Genomic DNA, 19,204 nt, shown 5'->3' with positions numbered 1-19,204 from the left:
GATTATGAAACTATTAAAACAATTAGGGTTAGTTCTATTCCTTATAGGCTTAAGCATATTTACTGGTAGTATTTTTACGGGTAATTTTAATTTATCGCAATCGCAACTAGATGATTTTATTAGTTCTAAAGGCTATAAAAGTGAGGTAATTGCTTCAGAACTACAAAAAGCTGTAGTTACAGAGGAAGCATTAAATATTATTCAATTTTCTAGTAGGGTAAGAGCTGCTTATGAAGCATCAAATCAGCATTATAATGAATTGATTGCAAAATATGATGCTGAAAAAAATTGGGATAAAAAAGGGGAACAATATCAATACAAAATATATGGAAAACCGCATACCTTAAGCTATGAATTAGCAAAACAGGCTGGCAACGGCCCTACCAAGAATAGTTCTGGTTTATGGTGGTGGTTAACTTTTGGTATTGCAATTATTGGAGCGCTACTTTTTATACTTCCCAATTTTGTATTATTAGGAAGTGCCGGAATAAAAAACAATGCTATATATTTAGAATCTAGTACAAATAGAGGCTGGATAGCATGGTTAGTTCTGGTTTATCTAGTGGTATTTTATCTGTTACTTTATTTTATGCCAGACTATGTGGTAAACTGGACTTTTATTTTAGATCCTATTAGCACATTCTTAAATGGGGGTGAGGCAAGTCAATGGTTTGTTTACGGTTTCTTGTATTGTGTTATTATGATAGTAATGGCAATACGCATGTACATAAAATACAGACATAATAAATATCAAGTTATAAGAACTACATCTGTACTATTCTTTCAAATAGTATTTGCTTTCTTAATTCCAGAAATTATGACGAGCCTAAACATGCCTGGTTATGATTTTAAAAATGCGTTCCCATTAGATTATGATTTCTTTTTTGAATGGAATTTAGATAGTTTAAGAAATAGCGGAGCTGTTGGTCTATTCATATTAGTTTGGGGTGTTATATTAACTATAGTTATAGTACCTGTAATGGTGTATTTCTTTGGAAAACGCTGGTATTGTTCTTGGGTCTGTGGTTGTGGCGGATTAGCTGAAACTTTAGGAGACCCGTACAGACAACATTCTAACAAAAGTTTAAACGCATGGAAGTTAGAACGCTGGGTGATACATTCGGTCCTTGTATTTTCTTTGGTAATGACGGTAGTTACACTTTATTGTTATTTTTCTGGTGCCGAAGCTTTTCTAGGTATTAAATCGCAATGGATAAAAGACACGTATAGTTTTTTAATAGGCGCTTGGTTTGCAGGTGTTATTGGTACAGGGTTCTATCCTATTTTTGGTAATAGAGTTTGGTGTAGATTTGGTTGTCCATTAGCCGCATATCTTGGTCTGGTACAACGTTTTAAATCTAGATTTAGAATTACAACTAACGGCGGACAATGTATTTCATGCGGAAACTGTTCTACTTACTGTGAACAAGGAATTGACGTTAGAGCCTATGCTCAAAAAGGTGAAAACATAGTTAGAGCCAGTTGTGTTGGTTGTGGTATCTGTTCTGCGGTTTGTCCAAGAGGTGTTCTTAAATTAGAAAACGGACCAGAAAAAGGGCGTATCAATCCAACAGATGTGCTTTTAGGAAATGATGTTGATTTAATGGACCTTGTAAATAACAAATAAATAAGCTTTACAATAATTTAATCGCCTTTTATAAGCGGGTTATTTGAGTAAACCCTTATGTTATTGTACTTTTGCACCATACGATTAGTCTATGCCCAAAATTAATGTCATTATTCCTGCCTACAACGAAGCAGAGTCTATTGGGAACGTTATAAAAGATATTCCAAAACAGGTGGACGAGGTTATTGTTGTTAGTAATAATTCTACAGATGACACAGAACTAAATGCTGAAAAAGCTGGAGCTACCGTTTTACGAGAAGAACGTAAGGGTTATGGTTATGCTTGTTTGAAAGGAATGGATTATGTTGCCGAAAAAAGTGAAAAGCCAGATATTATTGTTTTTCTAGATGGTGATTATTCCGATTATCCTGAACAACTTACTGAAATTGTGCAGCCTATACTAAAAGACAATGTAGATTTTGTAATTGGTGCTCGCGTAAAACGACTTAGAGAAGCAGGATCAATGACCATTCCTCAAATCTTTGGTAATTGGCTAGCTACAATACTTATGAAAATAATGTTCGGAGCTAAATTTTCAGACCTCGGTCCTTTTAGAGCAATTAAATATGATAAGTTGCTGGGACTAAACATGGAAGACAAAACCTATGGCTGGACTGTAGAAATGCAACTAAAGGCCTTAAAACAAAAACTAACCTACACAGAAATCCCTGTAAAGTACAGAAATAGAATAGGCGTATCTAAAGTTTCTGGAACCGTAAAAGGTGCTATATTTGCAGGCGTAAAAATATTAGGTTGGATATTTAAATACAGTTTTAAATAATGATTCTAGAAACCATCATCATTGTTATTTACTCAATAGCCATTTTGCTAATTTTCATGTATGCATTGGCGCAATTAAACCTATTATACAACTACATTTCTTCAAAAAGAAAAGATGAAAGTGCTCCTAAATTCAATTTAGGAAATCCAGAGGAAGTGCCTTTTGTAACTATACAATTGCCAGTTTATAACGAGATGTATGTAATGGAACGCTTACTTGATAATATTGCTAAAATTGATTACCCTCAAGACAAGTTAGAAATACAGGTTTTAGACGATTCTACCGATGAGACGGTTGCTACCACAGCTGCCCATATCGCAGAATTACAAAAAACAGGTTTAGACATTCAACATATTACCAGAACCAATCGTGTTGGCTTTAAAGCCGGCGCTTTAAAGGAAGGGTTAGCAATTGCTAAAGGTGAATTTATTGCCATTTTCGATTCCGATTTTTTACCAACCTCAGACTGGTTAAAACGTACGGTACCATTTTTTAAAGATGATGCAATTGGTGTGGTTCAAACGCGTTGGGGACACATTAATCGTAATTATTCCATTCTAACCAAAATACAGGCTTTTGCTTTAGATGCGCATTTTACTTTAGAGCAAGTTGGCCGAAATAGTAAAGGGCACTTCATTAACTTTAATGGAACTGCAGGTATTTGGCGTAAAACATGCATTATAGATGCAGGAAACTGGGAAGGCGATACGCTTACTGAAGATTTAGACCTAAGCTACCGTGCGCAATTAAACAATTGGAAATTCAAATATTTAGAAGATGTTGAAACTCCAGCAGAACTCCCTGTAGTTATTAGTGCTGCGCGTTCACAACAATTTAGATGGAATAAAGGTGGGGCTGAAAACTTTAGAAAAATGTTATGGCGTGTTATTAAGAGTAAAAACATCTCGCCTAAAACGAAGATTCATGGGTTATTACATTTACTAAACAGTACTATGTTTTTAAACATTCTTATTGTGGCGGTGTTAAGTATCCCAATGCTTTATATAAAGAATGAATATGCGCATTTAAAAGACTACTTTTTAGTAATGAGTTTCTTTGTAATGAGTACGGTTATTTTCTTTATCTGCTACTGGTTTATGTATAAAAACATATATGGTAAAGGCATAAAGAACTTTTTAAGTTACATCGGTATGTTCTTTGTGTTTTTCTCCATAGCTATGGGCTTTTCATTACATAATTCTATTGCTGTTTTAGAAGGACACTTAGGAAAAAAGTCAGCCTTTATACGCACACCAAAATTCAATATTAACAGTTTAAAAGATTCTTGGAAGAACAATAAATACATTAAAAAGAAACTGTCTACAAATGTATTTTTTGAAGGGCTTCTTACTATTTACTTCGGTTTTGGTATGTACAGTGCCTTTGTGGTTGGGGACCAAGGTGGTGATTTTGGATTATTTCCTTTTCACCTAATGCTTTTTGCTGGTTTTGGCTATGTATTCTTTAAATCTTTAGCTTCTAAGGTTTAAATTTATTGGTTTCAACTTTTTTTAATCAAAGGATTGAATTTATGTCTTGTTTACCAATAATAGCCATGATCTCAACAACATTATTATTGTTTATTCTAAAATAAATAGAATCTGAACCGCAAACGCAACGTCTATAACCATGCTTTATATAATCCACTGATTCAAAGGAAAACGGGCGTTCAGCAATTATGTCAAAATATCTGAAAAAGGTGTCGAAATAGGTATCGGCTTGTTCAACCCCAAACTTGGACACACCATAATGATGAATTCTTATTAAATCTTCCTTAGCAAGATTACTTAAACGGTATTTACCCATTAAGTAATGATTTGGACTGTTTTAAAATGTCTTCCTTACTATCCGCAGAAAACCCACTTTCTTCAGCCTTTTCCAGTTTCATCTTAATCCAATCTACCTCAACCTGTTGCTTTCTAGCTTGCCTAATTAAATCATTAACCAACTCACTTTTACTAGAATATTCTTCATTATCAACTTGAGATTTTAACCAGTCGTCGTTTGGTTTTGTAAAAGAAATACTTTGCCTAGCCATAATTTTAATTTGATGTAAATATACACCAAAAACGAACCATTTGCAAATTTAATTTCCCGATGAAATTTACTGCGTTAACTCAATTAATTGTTTTAAATACAAATCTGCTTCGGGCGAGTTTTCTTCTGGTGCCCATTCTGCAAAGCCTTTATCTTGTTTTTTAATATAAGGGCCTGGTTTTACTTCAAAAATTACGGTATCTTCTTCTAAAGCAAAAAAGCTGTGTATTACATTTGGCTCTAAATCTACTCCAAAGGTATCGGAATTAGCATATAAATTGTGATGAGAACTAACATTGCCCGATTCATCAAATGTTAGAAAACATATACCAACGCGTAACACGATTATAGATTCTGCTTTTTGATCGGTTTCATGGCTATGAGGTCTTATATAGCTGCCTGGTTGAATAACGTTAAGCATTCTATGTAAGGTATCTGAAGCCGATTTATGCAAAGGTGAAATTATTCGTTTTCGCGGACTTTCTTTAGATAAGGCAACGGCAGTTTCTACTAACGCGTTTTCTATTAAGGTTACATCGGTTTTAGGCGGATTGGTTGCTAATGGAAAGTTGGACACGGTATAATTAGTATTTAGTTACACAACAAATGTAATGTATTCTAAAAATCTAACTTTCGGATTGTCAATTCGAGTGATTTATGAGGTACGAAGAAATTGTAACGAGAACCACACAAGAAAAATTTCTATACATTCTTCTCTCCAAGGTCTAAAAATACTCGAAGTGACCTTTTTTACTCAGATTAATCTATAATCTTAAGTTCTCCCGACATCATTTTATGGTATTTACAAACGTAGTACAGCACATCTGGTGCATCTTTGGGAACAGAAAACAACAATTCTGCATCATTAGCACCATTATTAGTAACACCTTCATCATAAGTACTTACGGTTCCCGGTGTTTTCTCTGTTTTAATAAAAAAGGGGTGACCAAAAGCTTTTACAATAAACTTATAGGTCTCCCCTCTTTTTAGGGTTAATGTTGGATTCTCTGCTTTGGGAAAATCGGTGGCTTCTATAACGTATTCTTTATTGGTTAGTGCATCAACAGTATAAATAGCAAGTGGTGCTTTAGGTTTTTTATCACCACAACTTAAAATTAAAATAGAAGATAATGTTATGGCTATGGAAAGGACTTTAAAAAGCTGCTTCATATCGATTGGTTTTCAACAAATTAATCATTTATTTACTAGCAATCAATTTGGTTATTGCTTTTTCCTAAGTTGATTTTTTTGGATAGTTGATTTTATGAAAAGCTTAATTTTTGGGGTGGATTTTGAGGAAAATGGTGGGTGCAAAAATTTGAAAAGTTCTTTTCTGTCATTGAACTTCAACAAATTCTATCAAATTATTTACATCAAATTTTCGTTTAAGTTTATTGAATCCAAAAATTATTTCAGGAATATCTCGTCTTTCACGTAACTTGCGTTTAACCAAAAACAATGTTTAGTATATTCAGTTAATCCAGTATATTTATCGGCAATAGGCAATTTATAAGTGTCCGATGCATTTCTAGCATGAGGCCTAACATGACTTATTCTATTTTCTTTTTTTTTAGGGAAATAAGTTTTACGCTTTCCTTGCTGAGTTACTTCCTTTATTATTTCTCCTTTAGAAACTGTTTTAACCATTTTATCCCAAACCAATTTGGCTTCAAGAATATCAGATTGAGACATATTCCAAAACTTTACTTTTCTTAAAATCAAACTTTGCTCTTTAAACTGATAAAACACAAAGAAAAACTTACTTTCTAAAATACTCTTAAAATCAGCGTCTTCCCAATCAGTTTTAACCAATTCTTCATATTTAAAAGTCGGAAATGAAATGTCTTCTTTTGGTAAATTATTTTCTTTAAGGCGAATAGTTTTTACTTGAATATCAGCTTTTTCAAATTCTTTTATTTTTTGCCCAAGTTTGAGTCCAAGAATAGCATTTGTAAGGTTCGCAAAATAACTTTTGGCAGTTGGATTTAATTCTAAGTCTAATTCATGTTCAATTTGTTCCGAAGATTTTCCGTAAAAAGGTCGAAATTTGGAAACAACAACTTCTTCAATTGACGGAACCAAATCTAGAATTTCAGGTTGTTCAATTATTTTTCCATAATTGGCATTTTCTTCTTGAGCTATATTTGCTATTATATGATTAACGTAACCTTGTTTAAGTGAATATGCTCTTTGTTTAGCCTTTTCTTTACTAAAAGGCTGTTCACGATAAGATTTTAAAGCAGTTGAACCTTTTGTACAAGCACCAAGGTAAAAAGTATCGCCTTCTGATAATTCGTGGGCCTTTCCATTTTTTATTTTTTGATTAATTATTTCCCAATCATGCTTGATTATTTTTAAATCTTCATTTGGATATTGCCAACTACCAACTAGTTTTATTAAATAATCCAACAAACTTGAATCTTTATCGTGAAGATAAAATACTAAAAGTAAATGAGCATTTTTCTTCCAGAACGAACTATTTTCAAAATCTTCTTTGTGTACTTCTAAATAATTTATAATGTTTAAAACAAGTCTTTCTTTTGAACGAAAATCTCCATTTTTTAAAACTTTCAAAGGACTTGATTTCAATTCTATTCCAGCTTCTTTAAAGTCAGGTTCAGCATCTGAATTTGGTTCATATCCAAAATAGAACTTTTCTAAAATTTGACCAAAATTACCTTTTCCTTTATAACCGTGGTTTCTTATTTCTTCTCCACAAGCCTGTTTTAAGGATTTCCCTTTTAATTTCTTAGCAAAATCTATTATTGAATCTGCCGATGTAATATCAAGCATATTCTAATTGGTTTATTTGTTTAGAAAGTTCTTTTCCTATTTTTTCAATCACGCCAACAACTAACGCATTCCCCATAAAAAAGGCTCGTTTCGTATCAGTAATTCCCTCAAGTTCAGTATGATTATCCGGAAACATATTTAGTCTTTCCAATTCAATAGGCGTTAACCTTCTTAAACCTCTTTCAGAAGAAACTACGTGTTTAAACCTAGAAGGCGATTTCCCCCCTTCTCCAGTAATGATTGTTCTTGAAGCGTTATCAAGAGCATCAGGATAAATCATTCCTCCTTCACTATAATTATATTCGAATCCATCCTTAGTTTTTCTTTTTTCTTTTTTAGCCCCCTTTAAATATTCCCATTTTGGTTTATCATTTTCCTCAATAAAGAATTCAGGTGTTACTTCTCCATTCTGGAGAATGTCCCCTAAAACAATTCTTTCACCATCATAATTTGCTTCTGTCTTAGTTGTGAAAACTTCTCCATTTATAAGTATACCTGTATTTTGAAAAGGCGAAAGTTTTCCGGCTTTGTTGAAATTATTTGTTATTTCGACTAAATCTCCATTTAATTCAACTTCCTGAATTGAATTTGTTTTCTTAACTGGAAAAGCTTTTGCAATTGTCCCCTCTTCTGTAAGCCAATTAATTTTCTCCGATTTTTGAAGTCTTTTGAATATTTCTGTGGATTTATGATATCCCATAAAAAAAACTCTTCTCCTTCTTTGAGGCATACCATATTCAGCAGCATTAATTACTCGCCATTCTACAGCATATCCAAGTTCGTTTAAACTTTGTAACATAACTGCAAAATCTCGCCCTCTTTGTTTTGCCGGTGATTTTAAAAGTCTATCTACATTTTCCAAAAAAAGATATTTAGGCTTATTCTTCTTTTCTTCTAAAATTCTATGAATAGACCACCATAAAACTCCTTTTTTACCTTTTAACCCTTTTGAATTATGTAATGTGGTTGCAACCGAATAATCTTGACAAGGGAATCCACCACAAAGTAAATCGTGATCCGGAATTTCATTCGTTGGAACTGTCGCTATATCTTCATTTGAATGATTTTCTCTTCCAAATCTTGCTTCGTAAACCATTGATGCGTGCTGCGTTTTGGTTGAAGGCTCCCATTGATTGCTCCAAACAACTTTATAATTACCCTTTTCAAGTCCAAGACGGAAACCTCCAACTCCCGCAAATAATTCAGCAACTTTTAATTTTTTATTTTCCATTTTCTTGAGCTTTGTAATAATTAATTTTTTCTTCTGCCACTTTAAGAATTTCAGAAGTAGATTCTGTGTATTTTAATTCATCAGCAATTTTTTCTGAATACCAATTTATAATTAACTTTTCTTCCGAAAGTTCATAGAAGTTTGCCAGCCTTACAATTTGTTCTTTTGTGGGTTTCCTTTCATTCTTCTCGAACTTACTAATTAGTGATTGGTCAATATCAACTTCAGCAGCAACTTTCCTAAGAATCATTTCTTTTTCTTCCCTTGCCAACCTTAATGTTTCTCCTAACGTTTTCATTGGTCAAAATTATTTTAGACAAATATTGTCCAAATATAAAAAACCTTTTGGTTTCTCAATTATACTTCACAAAAAATAGTTGAGAAAATGTTACAAATCAATTTGACACCCAAAAACAAAAAGCCCTTCCCAATTAAGAAAAGAGCTTTTTAAAATTAAGGTATATATAATTTATCTACATCCCCTTCAACTCTGATACCAAATCAGTTAAGGCTGCTTTTGCATCTCCAAATAGCATTGAAGTTTTTGAGTTATAGAATAATTCGTTTTCAATACCGGCGTAACCTGCTTTCATACTTCGTTTGTTAACGACTATATGTTTGGCATTTTCTACGTCTAAAATTGGCATTCCGTAAATTGGACTAGATGGATCGTTATGCGCTGCAGGATTTACTACGTCATTAGCTCCAACAACCAATACTACATCAGCATTATTGAATTGCGGGTTAATATCGTCCATCTCTACTAACATATCATATTCCACATTAGATTCTGCCAATAGTACATTCATATGTCCAGGCATACGACCAGCAACAGGATGAATAGCATACTTTACATTAACACCTTTATCTGTTAGAATTTCTTCTAACTCATGAATAACATGTTGTGCCTGTGCTACTGCTAATCCATACCCCGGAACAATAATTACGTTAGAGGCATAGTTCATCATAATAGCCGTATCACTAGCTGTAGTGGTTTTGATGGTTCCGAGTGTTTTGTTGGCACCTTCAACACCGCCACCATTAGCTGTAAACGATCCGAAAATAACCGAAGCTAAAGTTCTGTTCATAGCTTTACACATGGCTACTGTTAAAATAATACCGGCAGAACCAACTAAGATACCTCCTACTAGCATTACCATATTATCATAAAGCACACCCGTAATGGCAGCAGCAATACCTGTTAATGAGTTTAACAATGAGATTACAACGGGCATATCTGCACCACCAATAGGCATTACAAATAAAATACCGTAAACTAATCCGCCAATCAACAATGCATATAATAATACTGGCGTATCAATACTTCCAGCGGTCATATAGGCTGCTAATCCAACAACGGCAATAATGAAGATATTGTTAACGATGTTGTATTGCGGAATTTTAATTACGCTCTTTACTTTACCATTTAGTTTTCCCCAAGCCATTAAACTACCAGAGAAGGTGATGGCTCCAATGATAACAGCTGCTAAAATAGTAGCTACCATAGAGGCGCTAGTTGTAGAAATATCTGTATTTCCGAATTCTACAATACCAATTAAGGCTGCACTGGCTCCACCAAAACCGTTAAATAAGGATACGAGCTCTGGCATTTTGGTCATTTCTACCTTAACAGCAATGAGCCAACCTATAATGGCGCCCACTAAAATAGCTATACCAATGAGTATATAAATAATGGTTGGTACTTCTAAATCGTGAATAAAAATTGTTCCTACTATAGCAAGCCCCATACCTGCGGCAGCTATTAAGTTTCCAGATTTAGCTGTATCTGGATGTCCTAGTCTTTTTAAGCCAACAATAAACGTAACTGTGGCTATAAGATATATAATACTTAATGTTACACTCATTATTTCTTCTTTTTAAACATTTCTAACATTCTGTTGGTAACGGCAAAACCTCCAACAACATTTAAAATTCCTAAAACAACCGCTACAAAACCTAGTGCTAAGGCTAGATAGTCTGTAGGGTCTGAGTGTAGCATAACTAATATAGCTCCTACTATTACCACACCACTTAAGGCATTAGCCCCAGACATTAAAGGTGTATGCAATACTGCTGGAATACTTTTAATAAGCTCTACTCCAACAAAAGTTGCTAAAATAATGATGTAAACAATCTGAAGATTGTTGTTTATAAATTCTATAATTTGGTCCATTTTTGGTTAGTTTTTACGTTGAACGCCGTCTTGTACAATTAGGGTTTCATCAGTGATTTCTTCTTCTAAATCCCATTTAAAGTTTAAGTCTTCTGTTAAGTGTGTAATGAAATTGTACATGTTTTTAGCGTACAATTCACTTGCATTGGTAGAGACACTCTCTGGAGATATCTTTGTACCAATAACTTTTACTCCGTTAACAACAACGGTTTCATTGAGTTTACTAACCTCACAATTTCCACCTTGGGCTGCAGCTAAATCTACTATAACTGCACCATTTTTCATTTGCTTTACTTGTTCTTCTGTAATTAAAAGCGGGGCTTTTCTACCTGGAACATTAGCGGTGGTTATGACTAAATCTGCCTTAAATAACGATTCGTTTACGGCTTCTTTTTGTCTTTTCTTATAGTCTTCTGAAGCTTCTGTAGCATATCCGCCTTCAGATGCTTCTCCTGTATTATCTACGGAAATAAATTTGGCTCCTAAAGATTCTGCTTGCTCTTTAGTTTCGGTTCTAATATCTGTAGCTTCTACAACTGCCCCCAAACGCTTTGCGGTTGCAATAGCTTGTAACCCTGCTACACCAACTCCAAAAATAAGCACTCTGGAAGGTGTAATGGTGCCCGCTGCAGTCATCATTAGCGGGAAGATTTTAGTCATTTCATAAGCCCCCAAAATAACAGCTTTATAACCTGCTAAATTGTTTTGCGAACTCAACACATCCATGTCTTGAGCTCTAGAAATACGCGGCATAGCATCCATAGAGAATGCTGTAGCTCCTTTTTCTGAAATGGCTTTGATTAATTCTGGACTAGATTTGTGGTACAGCTGACTCATTAAAATGTGTCTTTTTTGCACCAGGCTGAGATCCTCCTCATCAAACGGATTAATTTTTACCAGTACTTGAGCGGTTTCAAATACTTTCTCTCTTGACGCTATTGAAGCCCCTGCTTCTTTGTAATCTGAATCTGTGTACATAGAGTTAACTCCTGCACGTTCTTCTACAAAAATCTCAAAACCTTTGTCTACCAGTTTTTGAGTAATTAAGGGCGACAATGCGACTCGCCGTTCGCCATTTTGCGACTCTTTGAGTATTCCAATTATCATATTCATTTAGATTATTTAGTTTAAGCCTGTAAAATTAATACGCACCCCTAAAAATCAACGCTTCCATTGTATACAAAAACTAATCTAACACTCAACAAAAACTTAACAGCCCCCTATGCTTTGTTTATATAGGAAACAGTTAAGTTCTTGTTTGGTTTAGTGTAATGGTCTAAACAGCAATTCGCTAAGATTCCTAACTTGGAAATTTAGCCTTAATCTTGTCTAAACATAAGTTATGTATACTCCCTACATGGGTGTGTTGTTTAGATGTATCTGGAACATAACTGCCATCTTGCACCTGCCCTCCTATTTTTTGATAAGCTTCTCTAAAGCTTTGTCCTTCTACAACTAAGGTATTAATATTGTCTACGGTAAATAGATATTTATATTTATCGTCGTTTAAATCAATGTCTTTTACTATTACTTGCTGTATCGAGTAATTGAAAATATCTAGAATATCCTTCAACTCCTCAAATGCAGCAATCATGTTTTCTTTTAACAACTGAAAATCTCTATGGTAACCACTTGGTAAATTATTAGTGATTAAAACCATTTCACTTTGTAGCGCTTGAATCTTATTGCATTTCCCTCTTATTAATTCAAATACATCTGGATTCTTTTTATGCGGCATAATGCTACTTCCTGTTGTTAATTCATCTGGAAAGGTTACAAAACCGAAGTTCTGGCTCATGTATAAGCATACATCCATGGCAAACCTTGAAAGTGTATTAGCTAAACTCCCCAACGCTGCTGCTATTGTGCGTTCGTTTTTACCTCTTCCCATTTGAGCTGCCACAACATTGTATTTTAAGGTAGCAAAGTTCATTTCTTTGGTTGTTAATTCTCTGTCTATGGGAAAAGAACTACCATAACCGGCTGCAGATCCTAACGGATTTTGATCTACCGTTTTTAATGCTGCGTTTAGCAAATACACATCGTCTATCATTAACTCTGCATAAGCTGAAAACCATAATCCGAATGATGATGGCATTGCCACTTGTAAATGCGTATATCCTGGTAATAATTTATCTTTATATGTTTCTGCTAGTTCTAAAAGCGTATCAAAAAGTGATTTTGTTTTAGACTGAATCAACTGCAAGTTGTCTTTGTAGTATAAATGACAAGCCACTAAAACTTGATCGTTTCTTGAACGGGCAGTATGGATTTTTTTTCCAACTTCGCCTAAGGACTTTGTTAGTTCGTATTCTATTTTAGAGTGTACATCTTCAAACTGCTCATCAATAACAAAAGTACCTTCTTCTATTTGAGATGCTAGTACTTCTAGTCCGCCTAATAATTGTTCTAATTCTTCAGCAGATAGAATGCCAATACTTTGCAACATTTTAGCATGTGCTTTTGATGCTATAACATCGTACTTAGCAATGTGAATATCAATTTCACGATCGTTACCTACTGTAAATTGTTCTATTTTATTGTCTATTGATATGCCTTTGTCCCAGAGTTTCATCTTCTAAAATTGTTTGTTTGTTGATGTGTTGATGTGTTTAAATATCGGCGTCATTGCGAACGCAGTGAAGCAATCTATTGCATTAAAGAGATAACTTCGCCATACGTCCTCGTTATGACCTTATGTGATTACCCGATTTAACAATTCAACATATATTTTAATTCCTTCTTCTATTTCGTTTAAATAAATAAATTCATCTGCACTATGTGAGCGTGTACTATCTCCAGGACCTAATTTTAAACTAGGACATGATAATACGGCTTGATCTGATAATGTTGGTGATCCATAGGTTGTTCTTCCCATAGCTATTCCCGCTTTTACCAAATCATGATCTGTTGGTATTGATGATGAATTTAATCTTAAACTACGTGGTGTAATGCTTGTAACAGGGGCTTTGTTTTGTAAAATTTCAGCTATTTCTGCATTACTATAGGCATCATTTACCCTAACATCTATTACCAAACTTAAATCGGCTGGTACGGCATTGTGCTGCTTTCCTGCACTAATCTGACTTACCGTTAGTTTAACATCCCCTAAAGCTTCCGAACCTTTTTCGAACTTAAAATCTTTAAACCACTGCAATGTATCAATGGATTTGTAAATTACATTATCATCGTTTGGGTGCGCTGCATGACTTGGGGTTCCGGTTAAAACGGCATCAAAAACTACTAAGCCTTTTTCGGCAACCGCTAAATTCATCAACGTTGGTTCCCCTACAATAGCCACATCAACTTTTGGAATAATAGATAGCATGCTGTTTAATCCGTTAGGACCACTGCTTTCTTCTTCCGCCGAAGCGACAAGCACTAGATTATATTTTAAGTTGTCATGATTGTAATAATAGGTAAATGTTGCTATTAAACTCACTAAACATCCACCTGCATCGTTACTTCCTAAACCGTATAATTTACCATCTTCTACAATGGCTTTAAATGGATCTTTGGTATATGCGGAATTGGGCTTTACCGTATCATGATGAGAGTTTAATAATAATGTTGGTTTATCTTCATCAAAGTATTTATTAACTGCCCAAACGTTGTTTTGCGTTCTTTTGTAATCTATGTTATTACTTTGAAACCAGGCTTCAATATGAGCTGCCGTTTGGTCTTCTTCCGAAGAAAACGACTGGGTTTCAATAAGCTGTTTTAAAAGCTCAATAGCATTTTGCGTTAATTCTTGAATCATGATTACAATGTTATGGTTGTAAAATTGTCATTTTCTTGGGTGAGCATTGAGGTGTTTCCCATGTGAATATTGCTAACTCCTCCTTTAAGGGCATCAAAACAATTTTCTAGTTTTGGCAACATCCCATCTGCAATAATACCTTTGTCTAACAAGTCTTTATAAATACCAGAGTCTATTTGTTTTACGACAGAGTTCTTATCATTGATATCTTCTAAAACACCGTTTAACTCAAAACAGTAATAGATAGAGGTTTCATATAATGCACTCATACCTACTGCTACTTGAGAGGTAATGGTATCTGCATTGGTGTTTAGTAATTGTCCGTTACCGTCATGCGTAATGGCGCAAAACACTGGTGTAAAATTGGCTTGAATTAATTTATCTATGGCATTCTGCGCTACGCGTTTCACATCGCCTACAAAACCAAAATCTATATCTTTTACTGGTCTTTTATCAGAGGTGATACTATTCACATCTGCACCAGTTAATCCAATAGCATCAATGTTTAGTGCTTGTAGTTTAGCTACTATGTTCTTGTTGACTAATCCGCCGTACACCATAGTTATGACCTCTAAAGTATCGGCATCTGTAATGCGTCTGCCGTTTACCATTTTAGATTCAATACCCAGTTTAGAAGCAACACTTGTAGCACGCTTTCCGCCTCCATGCACTAATATTTTTTTGCCTTCTAATTTTGAAAACAAGGTAAGGAATGCACTAAGAGCATTGGCATCTTCAATGATATTTCCTCCTATTTTTACTATGGATAGTTTTTCTTTCATGTTTTTGTTCCTTGTCATTCTGAACTTGTTTCAGAATCTTAGTCTTTTGAGATGCTGAAATAAATTCAGCATGACATAGACTTTCTTTTATTTACTTTCCAATATTTTCTTCAACACTAATTGTGCTGCATACGTTCTGTTATTTGCTTGCTCTATCACAATAGAACTATCACTATCTAAAACGGCATCTTCTACAACTACATTTCGTCTTACTGGCAAGCAGTGCATAAATTTGGCATCACCTATTTTGTCTTTTGTAATCATCCAGTTTGGGTCTGTATTGACTACTTTTCCGTAGTCTTCATAAGAACTCCAATTTTTGGTATATACAAAATCTGCATCTTTAAAGGCTTCTTCTTGATTGTGATATATTGGTGTATCTCCTGTTATTTCTGGACTTAAGTTATAGCCTTCTGGATTTGCAATCACAAACTCCACATCCATTTTTTGCATGGCCTGTGTAAAACTATTAGCTACGGCATGTGGTAAAGCTTTGATGTGTGGTGCCCAACTTAAAACAACTTTTGGCTTTGTTTTTTTTGCATGTTCTGAAATGGTTAATGCATCTGTTAGGCCTTGTAACGGATGTCCTGTTGCACTCTCCATATTTACAATGGGCACTGATGCATGCTCCATAAAAGCTTTCATGACTTGCTCGCTTTCATCTTTTGCCTTATCTGTTAAGGTTGGAAATGCTCTAACGGCAATTACATCACAATATTGAGATACTACTGCTGCGGCTTCTTTTATGTGTTCTGCAGTATTACCATTCATAACGGTACCATCTTCAAACTCTAAGCCCCAAGCGTCTCCAGAAACATTCATCACAATAGGATTCATTCCTAAATTTAGAGCTGCTTTTTGTGTACTTAGGCGCGTACGTAAACTAGAATTAAAGAATAACAACCCAATGGTTTTATCTTTTCCTAATTCACTGTAATTTAAAGGGTTTTCCTTTAATGCCTTGGCTTCTTCAATCCAAGTTTTTATGTTATCAATGTCGTTTATGGATGTATAATACTTCATATGTCTTTCAATTCCATGTTTTGATGAATAATTCCCGTTTTAAGCGACGGGTATAACGCTCCAGTAGGTTTAAAATTAAACTTACTATAAAAATCTATGGCCGTTTCTCTTGCGCTTAACACAATTTTTGAAATGCCTTTTTCTTTACTATAACGGATTAGCTCCCTTAATAACTGGCTACCCACTCCTTGTTTTTGATACTGAGAACTGATTGCCATTTGAGAAATAATACTTGTATTGACTTCAATATTTAAACGTCCTGTTCCTATAACCTTCTCTTCTTCTAAACACACTAAATGTAACCCGTTAGCCTCATGCGCATCCTCTATTAGTTTTGAGCTATTTTCCATATTCTTAAAAAAAAGTTCCTTTCTAATTGATACCGCTTGTTGGTAAAAAGCTGAATTGGTGTTAATGTATTTAAGTTTAAAGTTGGGCAATTTAATTTCTATTTTATTTTAGTAAAGGGTACTTTATTGTCCATGGCGTTAAGAATAAAATTTTCCTCCAATCCATTTACAATCCACGTTTCTATATTAGCGCCTTTAGTCACTTGAGCTGCTTCTATTTTGCTTTGCATTCCTCCACTTCCGTGAGATGATTTTGAATTCACCACTTCTTCGGCTAACTCTTTAAAATCTGTTACCTCATCAATGGTTTTTGGTGTACCATTTTCCATTGATGCCTTTGTATAAATACCATTGGTATTCGTTGCTATAATGAACAAATCTGCATTTAATAAAGAGGCTGTTAAGGCGCCTAACTTATCGTTATCTCCAAACTTAATTTCATCTGTTGCTACGGTATCATTTTCATTTATAATAGGAATGTAGTTGTTATTTACCAATACATTAATGGTATTGGTAATATTCACTTTGCTTTCTTCCTTTTCGAAATCTGAATATGATAACAAACACTGCGAGGTTAACAACCCATATTCTCTAAAAATCTCTTGATAAATGCGAATTAAATGCGGTTGACCAATAGATGCCAAGGCTTGCTTTACAAATACTTCTTTCTGCTTACTCTCTAGCTTTACAAATTGCTTAGCCACGGCAATAGCTCCAGAACTTACAATAACAAACTCACAAGTATCTTGTAATTGCGCTATTTGATTTGCAATGTCTTCAATCTTTCCTCTGGAAATATTATTGGTTTCCTTAGTCAAGGTGTTAGACCCTATTTTTAGTAATATGCGTTTTTTCTTTTGCATGCTTTTATGTGTACAACATTAATTACTATGAAATTACCCTAGTCTTAAATTTTATTATATATTTTCTTCTATTTGAGTACTACTTCCTGCTATGACTTTCCATTGACTATCCATTAATTTCCAAACCCTAATGACCTTATACATTCCGTCAATGACATAATCAAAATAGCTTCCTTTCATTTCCAGATTCATAGAGACCACAGCAGTATCTTCAATATGTCGGATATCTTGGTTCGAAACCTTAATGTCTCTTATTTTCATATTGCCAGAACTATAGGTTTCTAAATCCATAGCCTTTGTAATGGTCTGTCCGTTGGGAATACTAAAAAGCAAATCGTCATGTAGCAAAATGCTTAATTTGCTAACATCTGCATTTTTCATGGCTTGAAGAATTTCCTCTTCGGCTTTTAATATTTCACTTTTATGTTTTAACTGAACATTACTCATTTTGAAGCTTGACTTTAGATTACGACCTAATACTTTTAGCGTATTTGTCCGTTACCATGAACATACCATTTGTTAGTCACCAAATGCTGCAATCCAATTGGTCCGCGTTGGTGTAATTTATCGGTACTAATGGCTAATTCTCCTCCTAAACCTAATTGTCCGCCATCTGTAAATCTGGTTGACGCATTGTGATATACGGCTGCCGTATCTACATTTTCCATGAAGGTTTTAGCTTCGGTTTCATTGGTTGTAATGATAGACGATGAATGTCCACCGGAATACTTATTAATCATAGCAATCGTATCTTGATTCGATGCTATTTCACCAATTAAAATTTTATAGTCTAGAAACTCTTCGTACCAAATATCATCTGATGAAATACCTTCAAGATTATGTTCTTTTGAAACAGTTTCATCACCCAAAACGTTAATTTTAAAATCTTTTAATTTAGAGATCAAATCTTTTACAAACTCACTTTTATTTGGAAGATTTTGGTCTATTAACACTTTATCTACGGCATTACATGCCGATATTTTAGACTTACCATTTAAAATTACGTCAAAAGCCGTATCAAAATCGGCTTCTTTGTGTACATATACAAAGTTGTTCCCTCGGCCACTAACAATTACCGGACAAGCGGCATGTTGCTTTACAAAAGCAATCAATCTTTCGCCGCCACGAGGTACAATTAAATCTACACGTTGTGTTGGTTTCTCTAAAAATGCTTGGGTTTCTGTTCTATTGAATTGTAAATACTCAACCCAATCAGTAGCAGCATCATTCTCTTTTAAAGCTTGATGCCATAGTTCTACTATTTTTAGATTAGAACGTAGGGATTCTTTTCCTCCTTTAAGTAAAATTTTGTTGCCTGATTTAAACGCAATTCCTGCGGCTTCTACTGTAACATCTGGTCTTGATTCATAAATGATTAAAACCGTACCAAAAGATGCCGTTTTGTTATATACCTGCATGCCGTTATCATGCTTAAAGCTAAAACGCTCCACACCAACAGGATCTTCCTGAGAAGCCAAATGCGTTACTGCTTTAATCATTTCATCTACTTTAGAATCGTCTACTTTTAAACGATCAAACATAGAGATATCATCGCCATCATAAGCATCTAAATCAACTTTATTAATCTCTATTATTGCCTGGCGTTCTTGTTCTAACAATTCTGCCATTCTTAATAAAACGGCATTTCTTGTTTCTATGGATAATAGTGTATTCATTTTTTAAGTTTTCAGTCTCAGTTAACCGCCTCTTTTATTTGAGATTCCTCCTATCGTCGGAATGACACCAGCTCATAAATTGACTGTGCTATGTCTAAAAGAGGT

Annotated in this window: 21 protein-coding genes; 3 read left to right on the top strand and 18 right to left on the bottom strand. The window is 34.4% G+C overall.

Annotated elements, in window-relative coordinates:
- Positions 1–4: 4 nt before the first annotated feature.
- From FUA24_RS15995 to FUA24_RS15985, 3 genes are all read left to right on the top strand, one after another.
- Entirely contained in the window at positions 5–1,627 is a 1,623-nt protein-coding gene (locus FUA24_RS15995; protein WP_148544051.1) for a 4Fe-4S binding protein, read from the top strand.
- Between the two features lie 91 nt (positions 1,628–1,718).
- Entirely contained in the window at positions 1,719–2,408 is a 690-nt protein-coding gene (locus FUA24_RS15990) for a glycosyltransferase family 2 protein (RefSeq protein WP_148544050.1), read from the top strand.
- A complete protein-coding gene (locus FUA24_RS15985; RefSeq protein ID WP_148544049.1) occupies positions 2,408–3,898 on the top strand; it encodes a cellulose synthase family protein in 1,491 nt (496 codons plus the stop codon). Before FUA24_RS15990 ends, FUA24_RS15985 begins: the two co-directional genes overlap by 1 nt.
- Positions 3,899–3,923: 25 nt before the next feature.
- Here the strand turns inward: FUA24_RS15985 and FUA24_RS15980 are convergent, their stop codons facing one another.
- From FUA24_RS15980 to FUA24_RS15895, 18 genes are all read right to left on the bottom strand, one after another.
- Complete coding sequence (locus tag FUA24_RS15980; protein ID WP_148544048.1) at positions 3,924–4,214, bottom strand: type II toxin-antitoxin system RelE/ParE family toxin; 291 nt, start codon at positions 4,212–4,214, stop codon at positions 3,924–3,926.
- Positions 4,207–4,446, bottom strand: coding sequence for a ribbon-helix-helix domain-containing protein (locus FUA24_RS15975; RefSeq protein ID WP_148544047.1), 240 nt, complete (start codon positions 4,444–4,446; stop codon positions 4,207–4,209). Before FUA24_RS15975 ends, FUA24_RS15980 begins: the two co-directional genes overlap by 8 nt.
- Positions 4,447–4,512: 66 nt before the next feature.
- Complete coding sequence (locus FUA24_RS15970; protein ID WP_148544046.1) at positions 4,513–5,022, bottom strand: WbuC family cupin fold metalloprotein; 510 nt, start codon at positions 5,020–5,022, stop codon at positions 4,513–4,515.
- A 182-nt stretch (positions 5,023–5,204) separates the two neighbouring features.
- Positions 5,205–5,615: a hypothetical protein gene (locus tag FUA24_RS15965; protein WP_148544045.1), complete on the bottom strand. Its 411-nt coding sequence runs from the start codon at positions 5,613–5,615 to the stop codon at positions 5,205–5,207.
- Between the two features lie 237 nt (positions 5,616–5,852).
- Positions 5,853–7,238 (bottom strand): Sau3AI family type II restriction endonuclease, encoded by a 1,386-nt coding sequence (locus FUA24_RS15960; protein WP_148544044.1) that lies wholly within the window; start codon positions 7,236–7,238, stop codon positions 5,853–5,855.
- On the bottom strand, positions 7,231–8,469 hold the full coding sequence (gene dcm / locus FUA24_RS15955) for a DNA (cytosine-5-)-methyltransferase (protein ID WP_148544043.1): 1,239 nt from the start codon (positions 8,467–8,469) through the stop codon (positions 7,231–7,233). Before dcm ends, FUA24_RS15960 begins: the two co-directional genes overlap by 8 nt.
- Positions 8,459–8,767: a helix-turn-helix domain-containing protein gene (locus FUA24_RS15950; protein ID WP_148544042.1), complete on the bottom strand. Its 309-nt coding sequence runs from the start codon at positions 8,765–8,767 to the stop codon at positions 8,459–8,461. Before FUA24_RS15950 ends, dcm begins: the two co-directional genes overlap by 11 nt.
- Positions 8,768–8,942: 175 nt before the next feature.
- The gene (locus tag FUA24_RS15945) at positions 8,943–10,334 is read right to left on the bottom strand and encodes an NAD(P)(+) transhydrogenase (Re/Si-specific) subunit beta (protein ID WP_148544041.1); all 1,392 of its coding nucleotides are present in this window, start codon (positions 10,332–10,334) and stop codon (positions 8,943–8,945) included.
- Complete coding sequence (locus tag FUA24_RS15940) at positions 10,334–10,642, bottom strand: NAD(P) transhydrogenase subunit alpha (RefSeq protein WP_148544040.1); 309 nt, start codon at positions 10,640–10,642, stop codon at positions 10,334–10,336. The genes FUA24_RS15945 and FUA24_RS15940 overlap by 1 nt, the downstream gene beginning before the upstream one ends.
- 6 nt (positions 10,643–10,648) lie before the next feature.
- The gene (locus FUA24_RS15935; RefSeq protein ID WP_246147064.1) at positions 10,649–11,755 is read right to left on the bottom strand and encodes an NAD(P) transhydrogenase subunit alpha; all 1,107 of its coding nucleotides are present in this window, start codon (positions 11,753–11,755) and stop codon (positions 10,649–10,651) included.
- Positions 11,756–11,942: 187 nt separating this feature from the next.
- Positions 11,943–13,217: an argininosuccinate lyase gene (argH, locus tag FUA24_RS15930; protein ID WP_148544038.1), complete on the bottom strand. Its 1,275-nt coding sequence runs from the start codon at positions 13,215–13,217 to the stop codon at positions 11,943–11,945.
- 120 nt (positions 13,218–13,337) lie between these two features.
- Positions 13,338–14,402, bottom strand: coding sequence for a M20 family metallo-hydrolase (locus FUA24_RS15925; protein ID WP_187388302.1), 1,065 nt, complete (start codon positions 14,400–14,402; stop codon positions 13,338–13,340).
- A 2-nt stretch (positions 14,403–14,404) separates the two neighbouring features.
- Positions 14,405–15,184: an acetylglutamate kinase gene (gene argB, locus FUA24_RS15920; RefSeq protein WP_148544303.1), complete on the bottom strand. Its 780-nt coding sequence runs from the start codon at positions 15,182–15,184 to the stop codon at positions 14,405–14,407.
- 87 nt (positions 15,185–15,271) lie between these two features.
- Positions 15,272–16,210: an N-acetylornithine carbamoyltransferase gene (locus tag FUA24_RS15915; protein ID WP_148544036.1), complete on the bottom strand. Its 939-nt coding sequence runs from the start codon at positions 16,208–16,210 to the stop codon at positions 15,272–15,274.
- A complete protein-coding gene (locus tag FUA24_RS15910; protein WP_187388301.1) occupies positions 16,207–16,650 on the bottom strand; it encodes a GNAT family N-acetyltransferase in 444 nt (147 codons plus the stop codon). Before FUA24_RS15910 ends, FUA24_RS15915 begins: the two co-directional genes overlap by 4 nt.
- An 8-nt stretch (positions 16,651–16,658) precedes the next feature.
- Positions 16,659–17,423 (bottom strand): glutamate 5-kinase, encoded by a 765-nt coding sequence (gene proB / locus FUA24_RS15905; RefSeq protein ID WP_148544034.1) that lies wholly within the window; start codon positions 17,421–17,423, stop codon positions 16,659–16,661.
- A gap of 54 nt (positions 17,424–17,477) precedes the next feature.
- On the bottom strand, positions 17,478–17,870 hold the full coding sequence (locus FUA24_RS15900) for a nuclear transport factor 2 family protein (RefSeq protein WP_148544033.1): 393 nt from the start codon (positions 17,868–17,870) through the stop codon (positions 17,478–17,480).
- A 35-nt stretch (positions 17,871–17,905) separates the two neighbouring features.
- Entirely contained in the window at positions 17,906–19,099 is a 1,194-nt protein-coding gene (locus FUA24_RS15895) for a glutamate-5-semialdehyde dehydrogenase (RefSeq protein ID WP_148544032.1), read from the bottom strand.
- Positions 19,100–19,204 lie beyond the last annotated feature (105 nt).

The organism is Seonamhaeicola marinus, from assembly GCF_008085455.1.
The sequence above is the reverse complement of the archived record's forward strand: the minus strand, read 5'-3'. Positions and strand labels throughout refer to the sequence as shown.